The sequence below is a fragment of the Pectobacterium artocarpous genome, assembly GCF_046159765.1.
GTDB lineage: Bacteria > Pseudomonadota > Gammaproteobacteria > Enterobacterales > Enterobacteriaceae > Pectobacterium.
The window spans coordinates 69,116-94,342 of the sequence record NZ_JBJXVK010000002.1; the positions used below are offsets into that span (position 1 = coordinate 69,116).

Below are 25,227 nucleotides of genomic sequence, written 5' to 3' on the forward strand. Positions count from 1 at the left end.
ATTTTGTGATAAACACTTACAGGATTGCTAGCTTACGTCACAATTTAGCACTTTTTATGAACGATTTAGCATAGTAAATGCTAATAATCATCATTGGTGCTACACATGCGGTAATGTTTCAATAACTTATTGAAATAAAATAATTTACCTTGTTTTTTCTCAGGATTTTCTCTTCCTGCCCATTTTTGGGACTCCCGCTGCTTCCTACCAAAGGCTGAGTTGATACCGGAATTTTTGTTGGTTTATTGTTAATTTTCCACGGGAATGATCAACACACGGCGGTTATCAACGATTAGTACCTATAATCCATCGTTATCAGTGAATCGCTATCGATAACGCAGTTGTTCTATTGTGACGGCTGGCGGAGACAGTGGCAGAACGCACGTAATCCATACTGAGGAGTTTATGCAGTTTCATATTATTTTGGTTGAGCCCGCTAGGGCAGAAAATGTAGGGGCGGCAGCCCGTGCGATGAAAACGATGGGATTCAGCAGCCTGCGTATTGTCGGTAGCACTGTACATCAAGAACCGGCAGCGCGTTGGGTGGCGCACGGTTCGGGGGATATTCTGGATAACGTACAGGTGTTTGCCACGCTGGCGGAAGCGCTGGCGGATGTTGACTTTACGGTCATGACCACCGCGCGCAGCCGGGCTAAGTATCGCTATTACTGCACGCCAACTGAACTGACTGGCGTATTGCAGGAGAAGGTACGATGGATGGTTTCTGCGGCGCTGGTGTTTGGTCGGGAAGATGTGGGGCTGACGAATGAAGAACTCGAACTGGCGGATGTATTGACCGGTGTGCCGATGAAAGCAGATTATCCCTCGCTGAATCTTGGTCAGGCGGTGATGGTATACTGTTACCAACTGGCTGAGTTGATGGAGGTCAAACCGGAAAGAGCACAGCCAGCGGCGGTGGGGCAATTGTCGGCGTTACACGATCGTTTGGATCGGCTACTGGTGAATTTGGCGGTTGAGGATGATGAAAAAATGCGAGACTGGCTGCATCAGCGGCTGGGACGTTTAGAGCAGCGCGATACGGCAATGCTCCATCGGCTGCTACACGATATTGAAAAAAGATTGCTGAAATAAGATCGCAAGGATGGCTTTTTTGGCAGTCAAACATCTTGAAACGTGACTTTTGGCAATGGTTCGTCCGGCGTATTCCCGTTTCGGCAGTGGGTTTAGCGGTAAACATTTTTCGCTCGGCGAGAAGAAAAAAAAGAAATCCATTGACTTCAAAGGGCGATTGGCCTAACTAATAGGGCAGATAACTCTACTTCCAATGAGATTTGATTTTAGCATGCGCACTATCAGCCTGATCACCACGATTATTACCATCACCGATACAACCAGTAACGGTGCGGGCTGACGCATATAAAGACTCCAGAAAAAGCCCGCACCGAATAGTGCGGGCTTTTTTTTTACGGCAGGTTATCCTTCAGCGCCGCCTGCAAGCGGCATACAAAAACGCGTCCGGCGTTTGGTTGGCAGAAATTCAGGAGAAAAGATAAAAATGCGAGTGTTGAAATTTGGCGGGACTTCAGTAGCAAATGCGGAGCGTTTTGCGCGCGTTGCCGATATTATCGAAAACAACGCGCGCCAGGGACAGGTGGCTACCGTATTGTCCGCTCCGGCGAAAATTACCAACCATCTGGTTGCCATGATTGAAAAAACCGTCGCCGGACAAGATATCCTGCCTCATTTGAATGATGCTGAAACGATCTTTTCTTCGCTTCTGCAAGGCCTTGCCGCGTCTCAACCCGGTTTTGATCATGCTCGCCTGAAGGCATTCGTGGATCAGGAGTTTGCACAGTTGAAACACGTTCTGCATGGCATCGCGCTGCTGGGGCAGTGCCCTGACAGCGTCAACGCCGCGATTATCTGCCGGGGGGAAAAACTGTCCATTGCCATCATGGAGGCGGTCTTTCAGGGACGTGGCTATGGGGTCTCCGTTATCAATCCGGTCGAGAAACTGCTGGCGCAGGGACACTACCTGGAATCCACTGTAGATATCACGGAATCGACTCGCCGTATCGCGGAAAGCGCCATTCCGAAAGATCATGTCATCCTGATGGCGGGCTTTACGGCCGGTAACGACAAAGGCGAACTGGTGGTGCTGGGCCGCAACGGTTCAGACTATTCTGCCGCGGTGCTGGCTGCGTGTTTGCGTGCGGACTGTTGTGAGATCTGGACCGATGTGGACGGCGTTTATACCTGCGATCCGCGTCAGGTGCCGGACGCCCGATTATTGAAATCGATGTCCTATCAAGAGGCGATGGAACTGTCCTATTTCGGCGCCAAAGTCCTCCACCCTCGCACCATCGCTCCTATCGCCCAATTCCAAATTCCCTGCCTCATCAAAAACACCGAAAATCCTCAGGCTCCCGGCACGCTCATCGGCATGGATAGCACCGATACGCAGTATCCGGTGAAAGGCATCACCAATCTGAACAACATGGCGATGATCAACGTCTCCGGTCCTGGCATGAAAGGTATGGTCGGTATGGCGGCACGCGTATTTGCGGCGATGTCGCGTGCGGGTATCTCGGTGGTGCTGATCACGCAGTCGTCATCTGAGTACAGCATCAGCTTCTGCGTATCACAAAACGAGCTGGCGCGTGCCAGAAAAACGCTGGAAGACGAATTCTATCTGGAATTGAAAGAAGGCGTACTGGAACCGCTGGATGTGATGGAACGTCTGGCGATCCTCTCTGTTGTGGGTGACGGTATGCGCACGCTGCGCGGTTTGTCTGCGCGCCTGTTCTCTGCACTGGCGACGGCCAATATCAATATCGTGGCTATCGCGCAGGGCTCGTCTGAGCGTTCTATTTCCGTCGTGGTGAACAACGATGTGGCGACCACCGGTGTGCGCGCTGCTCACCAGATGCTGTTTAACACCGATCAGGTGATTGACGTGTTTGTTATCGGCGTCGGTGGCGTGGGTGGCGCTCTGCTGGAGCAGATCCACCGTCAACAGCCGTGGCTGAAAGACAAGCATATCGACCTGCGTGTGTGTGGGATCGCTAACTCTAAAGCCATGCTGACCAACATTAACGGCATTTCGATGGACAACTGGCGCGAAGAATTGGCGAAAGCCCGCGAGCCGTTCAATCTGGGCCGTCTGATTCGTCTGGTGAAAGAATACCACCTGCTGAACCCGGTGATTGTCGATTGTACGTCGAATCAGGCCGTGGCCGATCAGTATGTGGATTTTCTGGCAGACGGCTTCCATGTGGTGACGCCAAACAAGAAAGCCAACACGGGATCGATGAATTATTATCACCAACTGCGCAGCGCTGCGGCGAAATCTCGCCGTCGTTTCCTGTATGACACGAACGTCGGTGCAGGCCTGCCGGTGATTGAGAACCTGCAAAACCTGCTGAATGCAGGTGATGAACTGATTCGCTTTACCGGTATTCTCTCTGGCTCGCTGTCCTTTATTTTCGGTAAACTCGATGAAGGTATGTCGCTGTCGGAAGCGACCACGCAGGCGAAAGATAAAGGGTATACCGAACCCGATCCGCGCGACGATCTGTCTGGTATGGATGTGGCGCGTAAGCTGCTGATTCTGGCGCGTGAAGCGGGTTATCAGCTGGAGTTGGGTGATATTGACGTGGAATCCGTTCTGCCTGCCAGCTTCGATGCCTCCGGCGATGTCGCGAGCTTTATGCAACGCCTGCCAGCGGTAGACGATGCGTTTGCCAGCCGTATTGCACAAGCGCGTGATGAAGGTAAAGTGTTGCGCTATGTCGGCGTGATTGAAGACGGTCGCTGCAAGGTCAAGATCAGCGCCGTTGGCGGCAACGATCCGCTGTTTAAAGTCAAAGATGGCGAGAATGCGCTGGCATTCTACAGCCGTTATTATCAGCCACTGCCGCTCGTGTTGCGTGGTTATGGCGCGGGTAACGATGTTACCGCTGCTGGTGTGTTCGCAGATCTGCTGCGCACCTTGTCATGGAAGTTGGGAGCATAATTATGGTTAAGGTGTATGCACCTGCATCAATCGGTAACGTCAGCGTTGGGTTTGATGTTCTGGGTGCGGCCGTTTCGCCGGTAGACGGTTCATTGCTGGGAGATTGCGTCTCTGTCGAGGCCGCCGATCTGTTCAGCCTGTGTAATGAAGGGCGTTTTGTCAGCAAGCTACCGGACAACCCGAAAGAAAACATTGTGTATCAATGTTGGGAGCTTTTCTGTCAGGAAATTGGTAAAACCGTGCCGGTGGCGATGACGCTCGAAAAGAATATGCCGATTGGCTCAGGGCTAGGTTCCAGCGCCTGTTCTGTTGTTGCCGGGCTGATGGCGATGAACGAATTTTGCGGCAAACCGCTGGATGATACCCGCCTGCTCACGCTGATGGGCGAGCTGGAGGGGCGTATTTCCGGCAGCGTTCACTACGATAACGTTGCCCCGTGCTTCCTCGGCGGCGTCCAACTGATGTTGGAAGAGAACGGCATTATCAGCCAGCCGGTGCCATCATTCGATGACTGGCTGTGGGTCATGGCGTATCCAGGGATTAAAGTCTCTACTGCCGAAGCGCGTGCGATTCTGCCTGCGCAATACCGTCGTCAGGACTGCATTAGTCATGGCCGCTATCTGGCTGGTTTTATTCACGCTTGCCATACCGGACAGGCCGCGCTGGCGGCGAAACTGATGAAGGATGTCATCGCGGAACCTTATCGTACGAAACTGCTGCCCGGTTTTGCCGCCGCTCGCCAGGCTGCGGAAGATATCGGGGCGCTGGCCTGCGGTATTTCCGGCTCTGGCCCGACGTTATTCTCCGTCTGCAATGACATGGCGAGCGCGCAGCGTCTGGCCGACTGGCTGCGAGATAACTATTTGCAGAACGATGAAGGTTTTGTTCATATTTGCCGTCTTGATACGACTGGCGCACGACAACTGGGATAATACATGAAACTGTACAACCTTAAAGATCATAATGAGCAGGTCAGTTTTGCTCAGGCTATCAAGCAAGGACTGGGTAGCCAGCAAGGGCTGTTCTTCCCGCTGGATCTGCCGGAATTTGAGCGTACCGAAATCGATACGCTGCTGGATCTGGATTTCGTTACCCGCAGCAGCCGTATTCTGTCTGCGTATATCGGCGATGAGATCGCGGCTGAAATCGTGTTCGCGCGCGTAAAAGCGGCGTTTGCGTTCCCTGCACCCGTTGCGCCGGTAGCGGAAGATATCGCCGCGCTGGAACTGTTCCACGGCCCGACGCTGGCCTTTAAAGACTTCGGCGGCCGCTTTATGGCGCAAATGCTGACGGAAGTGTCTGGCGACGAGAAAATTACCATTCTGACTGCGACCTCTGGCGACACTGGTGCTGCTGTGGCGCACGCTTTCTATGGTCTGGAAAATGTCCGTGTGGTGATTTTATATCCGCAGGGCAAAATCAGTCCGTTGCAGGAAAAGCTGTTCTGTACGCTGGGCGGCAATATTCACACCATCGCGGTCGACAGTGATTTCGATGCCTGCCAGGCATTGGTGAAAAAAGCGTTTGATGATGAAGAACTGAAAAAGGCGATTGGCCTGAACTCGGCAAACTCCATCAATATCAGCCGTCTGCTGGCGCAAATTTGCTACTACTTTGAAGCGGTTGCACAATTGCCACAGGAAGCGCGTAACCAACTGGTGGTTTCCGTACCGAGCGGTAACTTCGGCGATCTGACGGCTGGCCTGCTGGCAAAATCGCTAGGGCTGCCGATTAAGCGCTTTATTGCTGCGACCAACGCCAATGACACGGTGCCGCGTTTCCTGAGCAGCGGAAACTGGGAGCCGAATAAAACGGTGGCAACGTTATCCAACGCGATGGATGTGAGTCAGCCGAACAACTGGCCGCGCGTGGAAGAGCTGTTCCGCCGTAAAAACTGGCAGTTGAAAACGCTGGGCTTTGGCGCGCTGAGCGATGAGACCACAAAAGAAACCATGCATGAACTGGATGCGTTAGGCTATGTCTCTGAGCCGCATGCGGCGATTGCTTATCGTCTGCTGCGCGATCAGCTGCAAGCGGGTGAGTTCGGCCTGTTCCTGGGGACGGCACATCCGGCGAAATTCAAGGAAAGCGTAGAAGACATTCTGGGCAAAGAACTGGATCTGCCGGAAGCGCTGGCTGAGCGTGCCGATCTGGATCTGCTGTCGCACAACTTCCCGGATGATTTCGCGAAGTTGCGTGAGTTCCTGATGTCGCTGCCGGAATAAGGTTGCTGAAAAGGCGGCGTTTTCGCCGCCTTTCTCTTTGTTACCTACCAATCGTACTCGTACTTACTGCTCGTGGCGTTTGAATACCAGTTCATCCGTCGAAGAGTCTGCTGCCTCGAAGAAGTAACCCTCCAGATTAAACGTTTTCAACTGCTCCGGCTGCGTCAGGCGATTTTGAATAATGAAACGGCTCATCAGGCCGCGCGCTTTCTTGGCGTAGAAACTGATCACCTTGAATTTACCGTTTTTCTCATCCAAAAAGACGGGCTTGATCAGGCGGGCATTGAGTTTTTTCGGTTTGACGGCTTTGAAATATTCATCTGACGCCAGATTAATCAGCACGTCATCCCCTTGATCGCACAGCGCCTGGTTCAGTTTTTCCGTAATGGTATCGCCCCAGAAACTGTAGAGATCGTTACCGACTTTATTTTCCAGTTTAGTGCCCATTTCCAGCCGATACGGCTGCATCAAATCCAGCGGACGCAACACGCCATACAGGCCTGATAGCATACGCAGATGCTGCTGGGCGAAATCGAAGTCATCCTCACTGAAATCTTCTGCGGCTAATCCGGTATAGACGTCTCCCTTAAATGCCAGCAGCGCCTGACGCGCGTTCTCAGGCGTGAAATCCGGATGCCACTCGCTAAAGCGACCTACGTTAAGATCGGCCAGCTTATCGCTGATACTCATCAGAGAAGCGATCTGTGCAGGCGTCAATTTTTTACACACATCAATCAACTGACTGGACTGGTCCAGAAGTTCCGGCTGGGTATAACGCGTCGTTGCCAAAGGACTGGTGTAGTCGAGTGTTTTTGCGGGTGAAATAGTAATAAGCATGCGCCATGTCCTGTCGGTCTGATTTGAGATAGTCCTACTATAGCAAGAACGCCGTAAGAAAACGGCGATAGCTACAATACGCCTTGTCTTTTACGTTCGAGCGTCTTTGGAAAGGGGGAACGGCAGTGTGCCCCCCGTTGCAGAGGGCGTGGGAAAAGGCTGGCTTGCGTGGGAAAACGCGCGTGTTATTATCAGATTTCGGCGCAAAACAGACGGCCACCCGATTAGATAATAAGTCGATTCATATACGAGCTATTTTCATTCACGAGCACCACGTATAAACAACGAGACATGCCAACATGACGGATAAACTGACTTCCCTACGCCAATTGACCACGGTTGTAGCTGATACCGGCGATATTGCGGCAATGAAACTGTACCAACCGCAAGATGCGACCACCAACCCTTCACTGATTCTGAACGCGGCGCAAATTCCTGAATACCGCAAGCTGATCGACGAGGCGATTGCCTGGGCGCGCGAGCAGAGCAGCGATCGCAAACAGCAGGTCGTCGATGCTACGGATAAACTGGCGGTTAATATTGGTCTCGAAATTTTAAAATTGATCCCCGGCCGCATCTCCACGGAAGTGGATGCACGTTTGTCTTATGACACCGAAGCGAGCGTGGCGAAGGCAAAACACCTGATCAAACTGTACAACGATGCAGGCATCAGCAACGAGCGTATCCTGATTAAACTGGCCTCAACCTGGCAGGGCATCCGCGCGGCGGAGCAACTGGAAAAAGAAGGCATCAACTGTAACCTGACGCTGCTGTTCTCCTTTGCGCAGGCACGTGCCTGTGCTGAAGCGGGCGTGTTCCTGATTTCACCGTTCGTTGGCCGTATTCTTGACTGGTACAAAGCCAATGGCGATAAGAAAGAATTCGCGCCGCACGAAGATCCGGGCGTGGTTTCCGTTAGCGAAATCTATGACTACTACAAAGAGCACGGCTATGAAACCGTCGTGATGGGCGCGAGCTTCCGTAACGTGGGTGAGATTCTGGAACTGGCCGGATGTGATCGCCTGACGATCGCCCCTGCGCTGTTGAAAGAACTGTCAGAAAGCGAGGGCGAAGTGGTTCGCAAGCTGTCTTATGCTGGTGAAGTGAAAGTTCGTCCGGCGAAAATGACGGAAGCGGAATTCTACTGGCAGCACAATCAAGACCCAATGGCGATTGATAAACTGGCCGATGGGATCCGTAAATTTGCTATCGACCAGGAAAAACTGGAAAAGATGATTGCTGATTTACTGTAAGCATTCTGCTGATAAAAATAGCCGGGATTCCCGGCTATTTTTTTGTCTGTGAGCTGGCATTTTGGAAGGGGAACGTCTATTTTGCCGTCGCGTTACGGGTTTTCTTCGCGATATAAAGATTATCATCGGCCCGTTTCATCACCTCGCTGAGGTCTTCTCCAGTGATATGGTATTCAACCAGCCCAATACTGACCGTCAGCCTGATTTTCCCTGCGGCGGTTTCACAAGGCGTGTCGCTAACGCGCGCTCTCGCTTTATCCACGATGGTATACGCATCGTCTAATCCGGTATTCGGCAACACAATTGCAAATTCATCGCCGCCAATACGGCCAAAAATATCTTCGCGGCGAAATGATTTTTTGAACGTGTCGGCAACAAACTTCAGCGCCTCGTCCCCGACACCGTGACCAAAGCTATCATTCACGTGCTTAAAGTAGTCGATGTCGATCAGCATGACGCTGACAGGGCGCTTGGTCAGATTGGCAATGCTAAGGGCTTTGTTGGCGGCCAGAAAGAATGCATCTCGCCGTAAATAACCAGTGAGATCGTCATATCGGGCAATGATGGGTAATTCTATCAGGTATTTTTTGGCGAGAAGTGATAGCAGGCTGCCTAAAATTGCAGAAAGCAGCACAACGCTGAGGATAATCGTCGCAGATCCAAGAGACGTTAACGTATAAAGAAACGAGGGGGAAGGGGTTTCTGACGTGGTTCTAATTCGAATACCCAATAATTCATCCGTGGGCGATAACACCGGAAATATGATGGTAAGGGTGCCTTTCCCTGCATATTCACCAATTGATGGCAGTTTATTCTGGCAAATACGGATAATCGCCATATCATTAAATGTCAGATCGGATGACGATAAACGATTGATACATTCGCTGCGCACATCACGCGTATTAAATACCCATGTTCTCATTCGTGCGGAGACGTAAGAGCCCGTTTTTCGGGTGATATCGTTCTCAGTCACCCCTCCACCGGCATTATAGAGCTCATAGGTCTTTATCGTGATGTCGAGATTTTGTCGCTCGACTTTCCACGAATTTTTATTCGCCTCATGAGTAAGAAAGATAATGATAAAAAAGGAAATAAATCCAAACAGGAAGAAAGCCGAGGTAGGGTGTGAAAATAGCTTTAATATCTTATAATTAATATCGTTCATGACGACTTCCTTGATAGGGCTTTTTTACTTATTGTGATACGAAAAGAAGTGCTCTAATTTTATCATATTATTCGCTTTAACGAGAGGTTCTGCCTTGGTGGACGCCATTCTTTTCCCTTTAATCAATCGGCTTATGTCATCCGCCCTTAATGAGTAAGCGATCTTTTTTATGCTCCTGTTATTCTTAAATTTTAATTGTGAGACGGTATTATTAATTTAAGTCATTCTCCGCTCTTTTTTGAGACAATATTTAATAATTATTATCAAATACTGCATTGTACTTGGTGTGAAATAACGGGTGTTGTGTGAAAGCGGAGGTAGTGTGAGTTTCCTAATAAGCGCTAATTGTTTGCTAAAAGCGTTCAATATCCTGATAAAATAGGTGTTTTATTTAGACTGAGGTGCTTATGAACGTATTGCGTATTGGTTTGCTCTCTGTATCTGACCGCGCTTCCAACGGGATTTATCAGGATAAAGGCATCCCAGAATTGGAATCCTGGCTCTGTAGTACCCTGACCACGCCGTTTGAAGTGGAAACGCGACTGGTGCCTGATGAACAGCCGATGATTGAACAAACGCTGTGTGAACTGGTTGATGAGCGAGGTTGTCATCTGGTGCTGACAACCGGAGGCACGGGGCCAGCACGTCGTGATGTCACGCCGGACGCCACGCTGGCTGTTGCCGATAGAGAAATGCCGGGGTTTGGCGAGCAAATGCGGCAGATCAGCCTGCACTTCGTTCCTACCGCGATTCTCTCTCGTCAGGTGGGCGTGCTACGCAAACAGGCGCTGATCCTCAACCTGCCAGGGCAGCCCAGGTCGATTAAGGAAACGCTGGAAGGTTTAAAAGACGCCGATGGCAAGGTGGTTGTGGCCGGTATTTTTGCCAGCGTACCGTATTGTATCCAACTGCTGGAAGGCCCTTACATCGAAACCAATGCGGATGTGGTAGCAGCTTTTCGCCCTAAAAATGCCGTGCGCGAAATAAAAGACTGAAGTTAGGCGATTTGAAACATAAGATTCAGCTTTGCTGGTGTATAAAAATTTTGCCGCTATAGTAATTTCTACTTTACACACTGTGGTGGATTTTTTCACTCTGGCAATACACGGTATCTTATGACTCAGGATCAATACGCCGATCCTCGCCGGTTGAATCGGCAGGACTATAAAACGCTGTCTCTGGCTGCACTGGGGGGCGCGTTAGAGTTTTATGATTTTATTATTTTCGTCTTCTTTGCTGCCTTGATTGGCGATCTCTTCTTCCCGTCGGATATTCCTGAATGGCTGCGGCAGGTACAGACGTTCGGTATTTTCGCTGCTGGCTATCTGGCTCGCCCGCTTGGGGGCATCATCATGGCCCACTTCGGTGATAAGAGCGGACGTAAGAGAATGTTCAGCCTCAGTATATTGCTGATGGCGCTGCCGACACTGGCAATGGGCCTGCTGCCGACCTATGAAGCTATTGGTATTGCGGCACCGCTGCTGTTGCTGTTGATGCGCGTGCTGCAAGGAGCAGCAATCGGCGGAGAAGTTCCCGGTGCGTGGGTCTTCGTCGCGGAGCATGTGCCTCGCGCCCGCATTGGATTTGCCTGCGGTACGCTGACTGCCGGGCTGACGATGGGGATTCTGCTGGGTTCGCTGATCGCGACGTTGCTGAATACGGTGCTCACGCCGGCGCAGATGTCGGGCGGCGGCTGGCGCCTGCCGTTCTTCATCGGTGGGGTCTTCGGCCTTGTTGCTATGTACCTGCGTCGTTGGTTGCAGGAAACGCCTATTTTTATCGAAATGCAGGTGCAGAAAAAGCTGGCAGAAGAGCTGCCGCTGAAATCTGTCGTCTTAAACCATAAACGTGCGGTTGTGGTTTCAATGCTGCTGACCTGGCTGCTGTCTGCGTGCATCGTCGTCGTTATTCTGATGGCACCGACCTATCTGCAAAAAGTCCACGGTATTCCTGCCTCGCTGGCATTGCAGGCGAACTGTCTGGCAACGATTGCGCTGATGGTAGGCTGCGTTGGCGCCGGGTTATTGGTCGACCGTGTTGGTGCCAGCAAGCTGTTTATGGTGGGTAGCCTGTCGCTGGCTGTGTGTAGCTGGTTCTTTTACAGTTCGGCGGCAAGCAGCACGACGCTGCTCTTTGTCAGCTATGCGATTGTGGGGCTCAGCGTTGGCGTGGTGGGCGGTGTACCTTATGTCATGGTACGGGCGTTTCCGGCTGCGGTGCGGTTCTCGGGGATTTCTTTTTCCTACAACGTTTCCTATGCCATTTTCGGTGGCCTGACGCCCGTCTTTGTTACACTGATTATGAAGGCAACGCCGCTGGCGCCGGCATTCTATGTTCTGACGCTGGCTGCAGTAGGGTTACTGCTGGGGATTTATTTGCAGCACGATCTGGATGCTGATTCGCATGCGTTGACTGATAGCGACGTGCGCGATCGTTCACCTGTTGAGGTTTAAGCGTACCGTTATCAAAAGCGCGTCATCAAAAACAAACGGACCTTGTCAGGTTGACTGGGTCCGTTGGCATTTAACGCGGCGAGTGTTTACCCGTAGCGCTTATCGCATCGGAACTAATATTGCGTCAGAACTTAGTGAGACGCGCCACATGAACCGATTGGTAGGACGCTGCGGCCAAACTTCTCGTTCAGCAATTCGGCCATTGCCAGATAAATTGCGCTCGCGCCACAGATGATACCTTCGTAACCCGCGAAGGTCAGCAAAGCGTGGTTGCCAGTAAAGTTACCTACAGCCAGCAGGGCAAACAACACGGTCAGGCTACCGAAGACAAATTGCAGTGCGCGGTTGGTGCCAACTGTACCGAAGAACATAAACAGCGTGAAGATACCCCACAGACCAAGGAAGACGCCAAGGAACTGGGCATCGCTGGCTTCCGCCAGACCCATTTTCGGCAGCATGAGAATGGCAACTAGCGTCAGCCAGAATGCGCCATAAGACGTAAACGCGGTCACGCCGAATGTATTGCCTTTTTTATATTCCAGCAGGCCAGCCAGAATCTGGGCAATACCGCCGTAGAAAATACCCATGCTGAGAATGATGGAAGAAAGTGGGAAAAAGCCTGCGTTGTGCAGGTTCAACAGAATAGTGGTCATCCCGAAGCCCATCAGTCCTAATGGACCAGGATTTGCCAACGTGTTCGTGCTCATAAATCCTCTGCAATAACAGATTATTAATAGTCCCTTCGCGTCGGGCGCAGCATTAAGGTTAGCGAATGCGCCAATCACGTTGGGATAGGTGTCGTTTAGGTGTTATTGCCCGCCATTATGTAGGGAAATGTCCCCATTTTTGCAGCGAGCGCGGCATCATATCGGGCGTTTGGAATGGACACAACATGGGGAAGGCAGAATAGTTTGATCGTACGAGGGATAAAGGTCATTTTTTTTCATCTTCCCCCCTTGATGATAGAAATGTTGGCCCCATCTTATTTCCAACCGAAACAGTTTGACCTGCCGCGAAGGCGTGTGTCTGGCCGTTACATCGGTGGTTAGCATGACAATGAAACGTGTGCTGCTGATGAAAACGAGGGTGTGTCGTTGGAAGACGAGAAATCTTGTTGAAAAATGACATTTCGCCCGCACAGTAGGTTTAACCACCACACCGAATATGACTTTTTAGTGGAGATGTTTAGATGGGTAAGATTATTGGTATCGACCTGGGTACAACCAACTCTTGTGTCGCGATTATGGACGGTACGCAGGTAAAAGTACTGGAAAATACCGAGGGCGATCGCACCACGCCTTCAATTATTGCTTATACGCAAGATGGTGAAACTCTGGTTGGCCAACCGGCTAAACGTCAGGCAGTGACCAACCCGAAAAATACCCTGTTTGCTATCAAGCGCCTGATTGGGCGTCGTTTCAAAGACGAAGAAGTTCAGCGCGATGCCAACATCATGCCGTACAAAATTATCGCGGCAGATAATGGCGATGCATGGCTGGAAGTGAAAGATCAGAAAATGGCTCCGCCGCAGATTTCAGCTGAAGTGCTGAAAAAAATGAAGAAAACGGCAGAAGACTATCTGGGTGAGACGATCTCCGAAGCGGTTATCACCGTACCGGCTTACTTCAACGATGCGCAGCGTCAGGCGACCAAAGACGCCGGCCGTATCGCGGGTCTGGAAGTTAAACGTATCATCAACGAACCGACAGCGGCAGCGCTGGCATACGGTCTGGATAAAGAAGTTGGCAACCGTACTATCGCGGTTTACGACCTGGGCGGTGGTACGTTCGATATTTCCATCATCGAAATCGATGAAGTTGATGGCGAAAAAACCTTTGAAGTGCTGGCGACCAACGGTGATACCCACCTGGGTGGTGAAGACTTCGACAGCCGCATGATCAACTATCTGGTTGACGAATTTAAGAAAGAGCAAGGTTTCGACCTGCGCAATGACCCGCTGGCCATGCAGCGTCTGAAAGAAGCGGCAGAAAAAGCCAAGATCGAGCTGTCTTCTGCTCAGCAGACGGACGTTAACCTGCCGTACATCACGGCGGATGCGACGGGTCCTAAGCACCTGAACATCAAAGTGACGCGTGCGAAACTGGAATCACTGGTAGAAGAGCTGGTTAACCGTTCTCTGGAGCCGCTGAAAGTGGCATTGCAGGATGCTGGTCTGTCCGTTTCTGAAATTCAGGACGTGATTCTGGTTGGTGGCCAGACGCGTATGCCTCTGGTGCAGAAGAAAGTCGCTGACTTCTTCGGTAAAGAGCCGCGTAAAGACGTGAACCCGGATGAAGCGGTTGCTATCGGTGCTGCGGTTCAGGGCGGTGTTCTGTCTGGTGACGTGAAAGACGTTCTGCTGCTGGACGTAACCCCGCTGTCTCTGGGTATCGAAACCATGGGCGGCGTGATGACGGCGCTGATTGCTAAGAACACCACGATCCCGACTAAACACAGTCAGGTGTTCTCAACGGCGGAAGACAACCAGTCTGCGGTAACGATTCATGTTCTGCAGGGTGAGCGTAAGCGTGCGCACGATAACAAATCGCTGGGTCAGTTTAACCTGGATGGTATTCAGGCTGCACCGCGCGGTATGCCGCAGATCGAAGTCACTTTCGACATCGATGCCGACGGTATCCTGCACGTTTCCGCGAAAGACAAAAACAGCGGCCGCGAGCAGAAAATCACTATCAAGGCATCCTCTGGTCTGAACGAAGAAGAAATCCAGAAAATGGTACGTGATGCAGAAGCGAACGCTGAAGCTGACCGTAAGTTTGAAGAGCTGGTTCAGGCACGCAACCAGGGCGATCACCTGCTGCACAGCACGCGTAAGCAACTGGAAGAAGCGGGTGACAAACTGGCCGCTGACGATAAAGCTGCCATTGACGACGCACTGAAAGCGCTGGAAAGCGCGCTGAAAGGCGAAGACAAAGCAGAAATCGAAGCGAAAATGCAGGCGCTGGTTCAAGTTTCCGGCAAACTGCTGGAAGCGTCTCAGCCACAGCAAGGTCCTGAAGGTGCCGCTGATGATGCCTCTGCTCGTCGCGACGACGATGTCGTTGATGCTGAATTTGAAGAAGTAAAAGATAAAAAGTAATCGCCCTTGAGCGGGCGCAGTAGCAGCCACAAGGCTATTGCTGGCAATCAGCACGGGCGTCGAGGAAACTCTGCGCCCGTGCACGCATGTTGAGGGCAGGAAAAGAAATGGCGAAGCAAGATTATTACGAAAGCCTGGGCGTTTCGAAAAGCGCGGATGAGCGCGAAATAAAGAAAGCCTACAAGCGTCTGGCGATGAAATACCACCCCGATCGTAATCCGGGTGATAGCGAGGCAGAAGCCAAGTTCAAAGAGATCAAAGAAGCCTACGAGATCCTTACCGATTCGCAAAAACGCGCCGCCTACGATCAGTACGGCCACGCGGCGTTTGAGCAAGGCGGTATGGGCGGAGGCGGTGGTGGCTTTGGCGGCGGCGGTGCCGATTTTGGTGATATTTTTGGCGACGTGTTCGGGGACATTTTTGGCGGTGGCCGCCGTCAGCGCGCGAGCCGTGGATCCGATTTACGCTACAACATGGAGTTGACGCTGGAAGAAGCGGTACGTGGCGTCACCAAAGAGATCCGAATTCCCGCGCTGGAAGAGTGCGATGTGTGCCACGGCAGCGGTGCGAAGCCGGGTAGCTCTCCGGTCACCTGTCCAACCTGTCATGGTAACGGCCAGGTCCAGATGCGTCAGGGTTTCTTTACCGTACAGCAGGCGTGTCCACACTGTCACGGTCGCGGTAAGATTATTAAAGATCCGTGTGTTAAATGTCACGGTCATGGCCGCGTAGAGAAGAGCAAAACGCTGTCGGTGAAAATTCCGGCAGGCGTGGATACGGGCGACCGTATTCGCTTATCCGGTGAAGGTGAAGCAGGTGAGCACGGCGCGCCGTCAGGGGATTTGTACGTTCAGGTGCAGGTTAAAGCGCACCCAATCTTCCAGCGTGAAGAAAATAACCTGTACTGCGAAGTGCCGATCAACTTTGCGATGGCAGCATTAGGCGGCGAGATTGAAGTCCCGACGCTGGATGGTCGTGTGAAGCTGAAAGTGCCTGCGGAAACGCAAACTGGTAAGCTGTTCCGTATGCGTGGCAAAGGCGTGAAATCGGTACGTGGCGGTGCGCAGGGCGATTTGCTGTGCCGTGTTGTGGTCGAAACGCCGGTTAATCTGAACGAACGTCAGAGACAACTGCTGCAAGAGCTCGATGAGAGTTTCGGTGGTCCGTCCGGTGAAAGAAACAGTCCGCGCTCGAAAAGCTTTTTCGATGGTGTGAAGAAGTTCTTCGATGATTTGACCCGTTAATGGCTTATCGTTAACGCGTAATCAAAAGACCGGTGGGGTAATCCCGCCGGTTTTTTTATGATGGAGATCCTTGCCTGTCACCTTAGGGCCATTGTTGCACAACGTTGAAAACGCTCCCGACATTTTTATGTTCTCTTCTGAGTGATCCTCAATCAAATAGATCGATTTTTACGAGTTTTATGTCAGTTTTAATCTGCTTTTAACGATGAGTTAGATTACGTAATCTTGCCAGCAAGAAAGCGGACGTACGGTATTGGTGTTCGTGTCTGATGGGAGATGAAGTCAATGATAACAATGATTCGCCGTTTTATCGGGTTAGATGCGGCTGCGGGGGTGATGTTGATTGCAGCAACGGTGCTGGCGATGTTGGCTGCCAACTGGTCTGTTACTGCTGCTGGCTATCAACAGTTCCTGATGATGCCAGTGGAAATGCGTTTTGGCGCACTGGAAATTAATAAGAACCTGCTGCTGTGGATTAACGATGGCCTGATGGCGATTTTCTTCCTGCTGATTGGTCTGGAAGTGAAACGTGAACTGGTTGAAGGCTCGCTAGCCAGCCGTCAACAGGCGATGTTGCCACTAGCGGCAGCGGTAGGGGGGATGATTTTCCCCGCGCTGATCTTTTTGTTTTTTAACGCGAATGATGAAGTGACGCGTGCTGGCTGGGCTATTCCCGCTGCGACGGATATTGCGTTTGCTATTGGCGTGCTGACGCTATTGGGTAAACGCGTTCCCGCAGGGTTAAAAGTCTTCCTGCTGGCACTGGCGATCATTGACGATCTGGGGGCGATCCTGATCATTGCCCTGTTTTATACGCAGCAGGTCTTCTGGCTTGCACTGGGCGGAGCCGTGTTAGCCGTTGCTGTATTGGCGTATATGAACCGACAGCAGGTGAGAAAAACGTCCGCCTATTTACTGGTTGGGATTGTCTTGTGGGTCTGCATTCTGAAATGTGGTGTTCATGCGACGTTGGCAGGTGTAATTGTCGGATTCTTTATCCCGTTACGCACGTCGGGCGCGGGGGATTCTCCCGCAATCACATTAGAGCATGGTCTGCAAACGTGGGTCGCATTCTTGATTATTCCGCTGTTTGCCTTCGCGAATGCCGGCATTGTGTTGCAGGGTGTTGAACTGGAAAAACTGTTCTCACCGCTCAGTCTTGGTATTGCTGTTGGGCTGCTTGTCGGTAAGCCTTTGGGCATTACGTTACTAAGTTGGTTAACCGTAAAATTAGGCTATGCACGCTTGCCTTTTGGTGTGAATTTCAGACATATCGGTGCTGTTTCGGTGTTATGTGGTATCGGATTCACCATGTCGATCTTTATTACGTTGCTGGCATTTTCTCAGGCTGATGCAGAATTCATTACTTACGCTAAATTGGGTATTCTGCTGGCATCGGGTCTTGCCGCGTTGCTGGGATATATCGCTCTGAAGGTGACATTGCCAGTACAGGAAAATGCGACACAGTCATGTAAGGCCTGATGTAAGGTAGAACTCGGAATAATGGAGGTGTAGGTGTGTCTCATTTGAATTTTAACCATCTCTATTACTTCTGGCAGGTTTATAAGTCGGGCTCCGTTGCCGGTGCGGCAGAGACGCTGTTCTTAACGCCGCAGACCATTACCGGGCAGATTAAATGCCTGGAAGAGCGTTTGCAGGGCAAGCTCTTCAAGCGCAAAGGGCGGGGACTGGAACCGACGGAACTGGGGCAACTGGTTTTTCGCTATGCGGATGGCATGTTCCAACTTAGCCAGGAAATGCTGGATATTGTGAACTATCGCAAAGAATCGAACCTGTTATTCGATGTTGGCGTGGCAGATGCGTTGTCCAAACGGCTGGTGAGCAGAGTGCTGGAAACGGTCGTGACGGAACAGGAACATATTCATTTGCGCTGCTTTGAGTCGACGCACGAAATGCTGCTAGAGCAGTTGAGCCAGCATAAGCTGGATATGATTCTGTCGGATTGTCCGGTGGATTCAACGCAGCAGGAAGGGCTATTTTCAATCAAACTGGGCGAGTGTGCCGTGAGCTTTTACTGTAAACGTCCTCAGCCTGAATACGCTTTTCCTGCCTGCCTTGAGCAACGTAAGTTGCTGATTCCAGGACGGCGAACCATGCTGGGACGCAAGCTGCTGAACTGGTTTACTGCGCAGAATATTCAGGTGAACATTTTGGGGGAATTTGATGATGCGGCGCTCATGACTGCATTCGGCATTAATAATGACGCCATTTTTGTTGCGCCATCACTGTATGCCAATGAAATCTACCCGCAGGGTGATGTCGTCGAGATCGGCAGGATCGAGAACATTCAGGACGAGTATTATGCGATCTTTGCGGCCCGAATGATCCAGCATCCGGCGGTGCAGCGCGTTTGTAACGCGGATTTCTCCGCACTTTTCTGTGAGAAAACAACGGGTCTGTGAGAAAAAGGCGGGCCTGTAGCGGGTCTGGTTGAGCACTGACGGCTAAATTGCAGACATAAAAAAACCGGCCTGAGCCGGTTTTTCTTAGCAACGACACGCAGATGCGTGATTATTGCATGGCGTTGATGCGCGCAACCAGATTGGATTTATGACGTGCAGCTTTGTTCTTGTGGATCAGGCCTTTACTAGCCTGGCGATCCACGATCGGTTGCATGTCATTAAACGCTTTCTGTGCCGCTTCTTTATCGCCAGTCGCGATCGCCGCGTATACTTTCTTGATGAAAGTACGCATCATAGAGCGACGGCTTGCGTTATGCTTACGGCGCTTCTCAGATTGTACGGCGCGTTTCTTAGCTGATTTGATATTAGCCAAGGTCCAACTCCCAAATATATTCAATCGAGGACAATTCAAAGGCCGTGGAATATGCTCGTTTAGCCTTCGTTTGTCAATGGATTTGTGCAAATAAGCGTCGTTTGTACGTCGACACTTGTTACGTTGTGATGGCGCAGGATTTTAGCAGCTTCACGCGGTGGAATACAGCCTTTCGCAGCAGAAATTCATCCTGAATGTGATAAAACCCTGTCTACCATCGGTAAAGTCGGATTGTGCAGGGCATCGGCTATCTGGATATTCTGCGCCTGGGCGTCATTCATCGAGGATTCCGCTAAAAAACGTGCAAATACCGGCACGTTTCACAGGGGAGCTGCAAAAGGCGCGAATCGCGGGTTAACCTTACTCGCTGTACAAGGTATAATCCGCCGATTTCCATAATATTAACCCTTTGTTCTGGGCCAGCCATGCAGCTAATTCGCGGTATACACAATCTTCGGGCACACCATTACGGCTGCGTGCTCACTATTGGTAATTTTGACGGCGTGCACCTCGGACACCAAATGCTGCTTGAACGGCTGAAGCAGGAAGGGCGCGCTCGTGGGCTGCCGGTGATGGTGATGATTTTTGAACCACAGCCGCTGGAACTCTTCGCGGCGGAAAAAGCGCCCGCCCGTCTGACGCGTTTGCGTGACAAGGTGAAATATCTGGCGCAGGCTGGCGTGGACTATCTGCTGTGCGTCAGATTCGACGCGCATTTTGCCGCCAATGATGCCGGGACGTTTGTTTCTTCTCTGCTGGTGAAGAAATTGGGCGTGAAGTTTCTGGTTGTGGGGGATGACTTCCGCTTCGGGGCTGGTCGTCAGGGAGATTTCCTGTTATTACAGAAGGCTGGACGTGAGTCGGGATTTGATGTTATCAGCACCGACTCGTTCTGTAATGGCGGCAAACGGGTTAGCAGCACGGCGGTGCGGGAAGCGCTGAGTCGTGATGAGCTCGAACGGGCAGAAAGCCTGCTGGGTCACCCTTACTCCATTTCCGGACGCGTGGAACATGGTAAAGCGCTGGGGCGAACCATTGGGTTTCCCACTGCCAATTTACCGCTGAAACGTCAGGTTTCCCCTGTCAGCGGCGTGTATGCCGTCAGCGTTTATGGGCTGGGGCCCGAACCGCTTCCGGGCGTTGCCAATATAGGCACGCGTCCGACCGTAAACGGTGACCAACGCCAGCAGCTTGAAGTGCATTTGCTGGACGTGACGATGAACCTCTATGGTCGTCATATTGAAGTCGTACTGCGTAAAAAAATCCGTAATGAACAGCGTTTTGCTTCGCTCGATGCGTTAAAACAGCAAATCGCCGATGATGTGGTGACAGCCCGGATGTTCTTCGGGTTAAAGACACCGGTTTAATTTTTCTAGCCGAAACGAAATCGAGAATCTAATGAGTGACTATAAGACTACCCTGAACTTGCCGGAAACAGGGTTCCCGATGCGTGGCGATCTGGCCAAGCGCGAACCTGACATGCTGAAACGTTGGTATGAGCAGGATCTGTACGGGATTATTCGCAATGCGAAGAAGGGAAAGAAGACTTTCATTCTGCACGATGGCCCTCCGTACGCGAATGGCAGTATTCATATTGGTCACTCAGTTAACAAAATTCTGAAAGATATTATCGTCAAATCGAAAAGCCTGTCTGGCTACGACTCTCCTTATGTGCCGGGCTGGGACTGCCACGGTCTGCCGATTGAGCTGAAAGTAGAACAGCTGGTCGGTAAGCCGGGCGAGAAAGTCAGCGCTGCCGAATTCCGTGCAGAGTGCCGCAAATATGCGGCAGAGCAGGTTGCCGGTCAGAAAGCCGACTTTATTCGTCTCGGTGTGCTGGGCGACTGGGATCGTCCTTACCTGACGATGGATTTCAACACCGAAGCGAACATCATTCGTGCGCTGGGTCGTATCATTGAAAATGGTCACCTGCACAAGGGCGCGAAGCCGGTTCACTGGTGTGCGGATTGCGGTTCCGCGCTGGCGGAAGCAGAAGTCGAATACTACGACAAAACGTCCCCATCCATTGATGTGGCGTTTAACGCCAGCGACGTGGCGGCGGTATTAGCCAAATTTGGTGTGAAGCGCGTAGACGGCCCTGTCTCGCTGGTGATCTGGACAACGACGCCGTGGACGCTGCCGGCAAACCGTGCGATCTCACTGAATGCGGAATTCGATTATCAACTGGTGCAGATTGACGGTCAGGCGCTGATTCTGGCGGCCGATCTGGTTGAAAGCGTGATGAAGCGCGCTGGCATTAGCCAGTGGCAGGTTCTGGGCGACTGTAAAGGCGCGGATCTTGAACTGCTGCGTTTCAAACACCCGTTCCTGAACTTCGACGTACCAGCCATTCTGGGCGAGCACGTGACGCTGGATGCCGGTACGGGTGCGGTGCATACCGCCGGTGGTCACGGTCCTGACGACTATGTGATCAGCCAGAAATACAATCTGGAAATCGCTAACCCGGTTGGGCCGAACGGCTGTTACCTGAGCGGCACGTATCCTGAACTGGACGGCAAATTCGTTTTCAAAGCCAACGATGTGATCGTTGAAATCCTGCGTGAAAAAGGCATGTTGCTGCACGTAGAGAAATTACAGCACAGCTATCCGTGCTGCTGGCGCCATAAGTCGCCGATCATTTTCCGTGCTACGCCGCAGTGGTTTGTCAGCATGGATCAGAAAGGTCTGCGTAAGCAATCACTGTCTGAAATCAAAGGCGTGCAGTGGATCCCGGATTGGGGTCAGGCGCGTATCGAAGCGATGGTCGCCAACCGTCCTGACTGGTGTATTTCCCGTCAGCGTACCTGGGGCGTGCCAATGTCGCTGTTCGTTCATAAAGAGACGGAAGAGCTGCATCCGCGCACCGCTGAACTGATTGAAGCCGTGGCGAAACGTGTTGAAGTCGACGGCATTCAGGCATGGTGGGATCTCGATCCGGCCGATGTACTGGGCGCAGACGCTGACAACTACGTCAAAGTGCCGGACACGCTGGACGTATGGTTCGATTCTGGATCGACGCACGCATCTGTTGTGGATGTTCGCCCTGAGTTCGGTGGCCACACGGCGGATATGTATCTGGAAGGGTCTGATCAGCATCGTGGCTGGTTCATGTCTTCCCTGATGATCTCTACGGCGATCAAAGGCAAAGCGCCTTATCGTCAGGTGCTGACTCACGGTTTCACCGTTGATGGTCAGGGCCGCAAAATGTCCAAGTCGATCGGGAATACCGTGAGTCCGCAGGACGTGATGAATAAGCTGGGTGCTGACATTCTGCGTCTGTGGATCGGTTCAACGGATTACTCTGGTGAAATCGCCGTATCTGATGAGATCCTGAAGCGTTCTGCCGACGCCTATCGCCGTATCCGTAACACTGCACGTTTCCTGCTGGCGAACCTGAATGGGTTCGATCCACAGCAACATATGGTGAAACCAGAAGATATGGTTGTGCTGGATCGCTGGGCGGTAGGTTGTGCGAAAGCAGCACAGGAAGAGATCCTCGAAGCGTATGAAAGCTATGATTTCCACCGCGTCGTACAACGCCTGATGCAGTTCTGCTCGATCGAAATGGGTTCATTCTATCTGGATATCATTAAAGATCGTCAGTACACGGCAAAAGGCGATAGCGTTGCGCGTCGTAGCTGCCAGACCGCGCTGTACCACATCTCTGAAGCGCTGGTTCGCTGGATGGCACCGATTATGTCCTTCACCGCGGATGAGATCTGGAACTACCTGCCGGGCGAGCGTGCACAGTACGTCTTTACCGAAGAGTGGTATGACGGTTTGTTCTCGCTGGATAGCGCAGAAACCATGAACGATGCGTTCTGGGCGGATGTCCTGAAAGTGCGTAGCGAAGTGAACAAAGTCATCGAGCAAGCGCGTAATGACAAGCGCATCGGTGGCTCACTGGAAGCCTCCGTCACGCTGTACGCCGATGCCAATCTGGCTGGCAAGTTGAACCAACTGCGTCAGGAACTGCATTTTGCGCTGTTGACGTCAAAAGCGCGGGTGGAACGTTATGAAAATGCGCCGGACAGCGCGCAGGCAACGGAACTCACCGGACTGAAAATTGCCTTAAGTGAGGCAGAAGGGCACAAGTGTCCACGCTGCTGGCATTACGAGACGGATATCGGTAGCAACGCCGATCATCCTGAAGTGTGTGGTCGCTGTGCGACTAACGTGGGTGGTAACGGCGAAGAGCGTAAATTTGTCTGATGAATAAAATCTGTTCGAGTGGACTGCGCTGGCTCTGGCTAGCGATACTGGTTTTAGTTATCGATCTTGGCAGCAAGCAGTGGATCCTTGCTCACTTTGCGCTGGGGGATACGGTGCCAGTGATGCCTTCTCTGAATCTGCATTACGCCCGTAACTACGGCGCAGCGTTCAGCTTCCTGGCGGATAAAGGCGGCTGGCAACGCTGGTTCTTTGCCGGTATCGCGATTGCTATCGTGGTGGCGCTGTTGGTGATGATGTATCGCGGCAGCGTCAAGCATAGGCTGAATAACATTGCGTATTCGCTGATTATCGGCGGCGCATTGGGCAATCTGTTTGATCGGACATGGCATGGGTTTGTCGTCGATTTCATCGATTTCTATGTCGGTGACTGGCACTTCGCCACGTTTAACCTGGCCGATACCGCCATCTGTATTGGGGCGGCGCTCATCGTACTGGAAGGGTTTTTCAGTACGCATGATGATACTGATACCGTTAAGCAAAAGGGTCACTGATGTCCGAGACTGTGCAGCACAACAGCGCGCTGCTGGTGCATTTTACTCTCACGCTGGAGGATGGCTCCACCGCCGAGTCTACGCGTGAGCGCGGCAAACCAGCGCTGTTCCGCCTTGGCGATAGCAGCCTGTCTGACGCGCTGGAACAAAATCTGTTGGGATTGAAGCGTGGCGATAAACGCAAGTTTACGCTGCCGCCGGAGTCGGCCTTTGGGCCGACCAATCCGAATCTGATCCAGTTCTTCCTGCGTCGTGATTTCGCTCAGACTGGTGTGCCGGATGTGGGCACGATCATGCTGTTCAGCGGTGTTGCTGGAAATGATATGCCGGGGATTATCCGTGATGTGACAGAGGAATCGGTCACCGTGGATTTCAATCACCCTCTGTCCGGCCAGGCGATTACCTTCGATCTCGAAGTGCTGGATATCGATCCCGTACAACAGGAGGTGGCACATGCAGATCCTGCTGGCTAATCCACGCGGCTTTTGTGCCGGTGTCGATCGTGCTATCAGCATTGTGGAGCGCGCGCTGGAGCTTTTTGGTACACCGATCTACGTCCGTCATGAAGTGGTACATAACCGCTATGTGGTTAACGGATTGCGCGAACGTGGCGCGATTTTTATTGAGCAGATTGAAGACGTGCCGGACGGCGCGATTCTGATTTTCTCGGCACATGGCGTTTCGCAAGCGGTACGGAATGAAGCAAAAAGCCGTGACCTGACGGTATTCGATGCCACCTGTCCGTTGGTAACCAAAGTGCATATGGAAGTGGCCAGAGCCAGTAAAAAAGGCGTAGAAGCGATTCTTATTGGGCATGCCGGACACCCTGAAGTTGAAGGGACGATGGGGCAGTACAGCAATGCGGATGGTGGCATGTATCTGGTGGAATCCCCCGAGGATGTCTGGCAGCTACAGGTAAAAGATGAAAGCAATCTGTGCTTTATGACGCAAACCACGCTTTCTGTTGATGATACCTATGCGGTGATTGATGCGTTGCGTGAGCGTTTCCCGCAGATTGTTGGTCCGCGTAAAGATGATATCTGTTATGCCACGACCAATCGTCAGGAAGCCGTTCGCCATTTGTCGGATAAGGCGGATGTCGTGTTTGTTGTAGGCTCTAAAAATTCCTCAAACTCTAACCGTCTTGCTGAATTGGCACAGAGAGCGGGAAAGGCGGCTTATCTGATTGATTCATCAGAAGATATCCAGGAGTCATGGGTAGAGGGTGCTTCGCATGTTGGGGTAACCGCAGGCGCATCCGCACCGGATATCCTGGTACAACAGGTAATTCAGCGCCTGAAAGCATTAGGCGGCAAGGTTGCCGTTGAAATGCAGGGACGTGAAGAAAACATCGTCTTTGAAGTGCCGAAAGAACTGCGTGTTGAAGTCAAACAGGTAGATTAACGCTGTTTCTGCGGTAGGGCTTCGGCCCTATCGCTGTTATTCCCCTCTGTTTT

The 25,227-nt window shown here is 51.8% G+C and carries 21 protein-coding genes and 1 other annotated feature; of the genes, 17 read left to right on the top strand and 4 right to left on the bottom strand.

Features of this window, described 5'->3' with window-relative positions:
- Positions 1–405 precede the first annotated feature (405 nt).
- The 5 genes from ACKQAD_RS01390 to thrC all read left to right on the top strand — a co-directional run bounded on the left by ACKQAD_RS01390 (position 406) and on the right by thrC (position 6,201).
- Positions 406–1,092, top strand: coding sequence for a tRNA/rRNA methyltransferase (locus ACKQAD_RS01390; protein ID WP_409158496.1), 687 nt, complete (start codon positions 406–408; stop codon positions 1,090–1,092).
- 211 nt (positions 1,093–1,303) lie between these two features.
- Positions 1,304–1,372: a thr operon leader peptide gene (thrL, locus tag ACKQAD_RS01395; RefSeq protein ID WP_014916714.1), complete on the top strand. Its 69-nt coding sequence runs from the start codon at positions 1,304–1,306 to the stop codon at positions 1,370–1,372.
- Positions 1,311–1,426 (top strand) — a sequence feature (Thr leader region). (Overlaps the previous gene by 62 nt.)
- A 90-nt stretch (positions 1,427–1,516) precedes the next feature.
- Complete coding sequence (thrA, locus tag ACKQAD_RS01400) at positions 1,517–3,976, top strand: bifunctional aspartate kinase/homoserine dehydrogenase I (RefSeq protein ID WP_409158497.1); 2,460 nt, start codon at positions 1,517–1,519, stop codon at positions 3,974–3,976.
- A gap of 2 nt (positions 3,977–3,978) precedes the next feature.
- Positions 3,979–4,908 carry a homoserine kinase gene (thrB, locus tag ACKQAD_RS01405; protein WP_409158498.1) on the top strand — a complete coding sequence of 310 codons (930 nt, stop codon included), beginning with the start codon at positions 3,979–3,981 and terminating at the stop codon, positions 4,906–4,908.
- A 3-nt stretch (positions 4,909–4,911) separates the two neighbouring features.
- Positions 4,912–6,201: a threonine synthase gene (gene thrC, locus ACKQAD_RS01410; protein WP_409158499.1), complete on the top strand. Its 1,290-nt coding sequence runs from the start codon at positions 4,912–4,914 to the stop codon at positions 6,199–6,201.
- A 63-nt stretch (positions 6,202–6,264) separates the two neighbouring features.
- Here the strand turns inward: thrC and yaaA are convergent, their stop codons facing one another.
- Positions 6,265–7,038, bottom strand: a complete 774-nt coding sequence (gene yaaA / locus ACKQAD_RS01415) for a peroxide stress protein YaaA (RefSeq protein WP_409158500.1) — start codon at positions 7,036–7,038, stop codon at positions 6,265–6,267.
- 299 nt (positions 7,039–7,337) lie between these two features.
- Between yaaA and tal the strand changes: the two genes are divergently transcribed.
- Positions 7,338–8,291, top strand: a complete 954-nt coding sequence (gene tal / locus ACKQAD_RS01420) for a transaldolase (RefSeq protein ID WP_015841794.1) — start codon at positions 7,338–7,340, stop codon at positions 8,289–8,291.
- A gap of 76 nt (positions 8,292–8,367) precedes the next feature.
- Here tal and ACKQAD_RS01425 read toward each other — a convergent pair whose 3' ends face one another.
- The gene (locus ACKQAD_RS01425; RefSeq protein ID WP_409158501.1) at positions 8,368–9,456 is read right to left on the bottom strand and encodes a GGDEF domain-containing protein; all 1,089 of its coding nucleotides are present in this window, start codon (positions 9,454–9,456) and stop codon (positions 8,368–8,370) included.
- Between the two features lie 407 nt (positions 9,457–9,863).
- Here ACKQAD_RS01425 and mog point away from each other — a divergent pair, with 407 nt between their 5' ends.
- Together mog and ACKQAD_RS01435 are read left to right on the top strand one after the other, a co-directional pair.
- Positions 9,864–10,451: a molybdopterin adenylyltransferase gene (gene mog, locus ACKQAD_RS01430; RefSeq protein WP_409158502.1), complete on the top strand. Its 588-nt coding sequence runs from the start codon at positions 9,864–9,866 to the stop codon at positions 10,449–10,451.
- A gap of 120 nt (positions 10,452–10,571) precedes the next feature.
- Positions 10,572–11,909: an MFS transporter gene (locus ACKQAD_RS01435; protein WP_409158503.1), complete on the top strand. Its 1,338-nt coding sequence runs from the start codon at positions 10,572–10,574 to the stop codon at positions 11,907–11,909.
- Between the two features lie 131 nt (positions 11,910–12,040).
- Here the strand turns inward: ACKQAD_RS01435 and satP are convergent, their stop codons facing one another.
- Positions 12,041–12,616, bottom strand: a complete 576-nt coding sequence (gene satP, locus ACKQAD_RS01440; protein WP_409158504.1) for an acetate uptake transporter — start codon at positions 12,614–12,616, stop codon at positions 12,041–12,043.
- 482 nt (positions 12,617–13,098) lie between these two features.
- On the opposite strand from satP, the gene dnaK reads away from it, so the two are divergent.
- The 4 genes from dnaK (at position 13,099) to nhaR (ending at position 18,673) form a co-directional block, all read left to right on the top strand.
- Positions 13,099–15,006 (top strand): molecular chaperone DnaK, encoded by a 1,908-nt coding sequence (gene dnaK, locus ACKQAD_RS01445; RefSeq protein WP_409158505.1) that lies wholly within the window; start codon positions 13,099–13,101, stop codon positions 15,004–15,006.
- 107 nt (positions 15,007–15,113) lie between these two features.
- Positions 15,114–16,250: a molecular chaperone DnaJ gene (gene dnaJ, locus ACKQAD_RS01450; protein ID WP_409158506.1), complete on the top strand. Its 1,137-nt coding sequence runs from the start codon at positions 15,114–15,116 to the stop codon at positions 16,248–16,250.
- 285 nt (positions 16,251–16,535) lie between these two features.
- Positions 16,536–17,732, top strand: a complete 1,197-nt coding sequence (nhaA, locus tag ACKQAD_RS01455; protein ID WP_409158507.1) for a Na+/H+ antiporter NhaA — start codon at positions 16,536–16,538, stop codon at positions 17,730–17,732.
- Between the two features lie 35 nt (positions 17,733–17,767).
- Positions 17,768–18,673, top strand: a complete 906-nt coding sequence (gene nhaR, locus ACKQAD_RS01460) for a transcriptional activator NhaR (RefSeq protein WP_409158508.1) — start codon at positions 17,768–17,770, stop codon at positions 18,671–18,673.
- Between the two features lie 109 nt (positions 18,674–18,782).
- Here nhaR and rpsT read toward each other — a convergent pair whose 3' ends face one another.
- A complete protein-coding gene (gene rpsT, locus ACKQAD_RS01465; RefSeq protein ID WP_264496635.1) occupies positions 18,783–19,046 on the bottom strand; it encodes a 30S ribosomal protein S20 in 264 nt (87 codons plus the stop codon).
- 425 nt (positions 19,047–19,471) lie between these two features.
- Between rpsT and ribF the strand changes: the two genes are divergently transcribed.
- From ribF to ispH, 5 genes are read left to right on the top strand one after another with little or no spacing between them, the layout of a single operon-like run.
- The gene (ribF, locus tag ACKQAD_RS01470; RefSeq protein ID WP_409158509.1) at positions 19,472–20,413 is read left to right on the top strand and encodes a bifunctional riboflavin kinase/FAD synthetase; all 942 of its coding nucleotides are present in this window, start codon (positions 19,472–19,474) and stop codon (positions 20,411–20,413) included.
- 31 nt (positions 20,414–20,444) lie between these two features.
- Positions 20,445–23,258: an isoleucine--tRNA ligase gene (gene ileS / locus ACKQAD_RS01475; protein WP_409158510.1), complete on the top strand. Its 2,814-nt coding sequence runs from the start codon at positions 20,445–20,447 to the stop codon at positions 23,256–23,258.
- On the top strand, positions 23,255–23,770 hold the full coding sequence (gene lspA / locus ACKQAD_RS01480) for a signal peptidase II (RefSeq protein ID WP_155116488.1): 516 nt from the start codon (positions 23,255–23,257) through the stop codon (positions 23,768–23,770). Before ileS ends, lspA begins: the two co-directional genes overlap by 4 nt.
- The gene (fkpB, locus tag ACKQAD_RS01485) at positions 23,770–24,243 is read left to right on the top strand and encodes an FKBP-type peptidyl-prolyl cis-trans isomerase (protein WP_409158511.1); all 474 of its coding nucleotides are present in this window, start codon (positions 23,770–23,772) and stop codon (positions 24,241–24,243) included. Before lspA ends, fkpB begins: the two co-directional genes overlap by 1 nt.
- A complete protein-coding gene (gene ispH, locus ACKQAD_RS01490) occupies positions 24,224–25,174 on the top strand; it encodes a 4-hydroxy-3-methylbut-2-enyl diphosphate reductase (protein ID WP_409158512.1) in 951 nt (316 codons plus the stop codon). Before fkpB ends, ispH begins: the two co-directional genes overlap by 20 nt.
- The last annotated feature ends 53 nt before the right edge of the window (positions 25,175–25,227 follow it).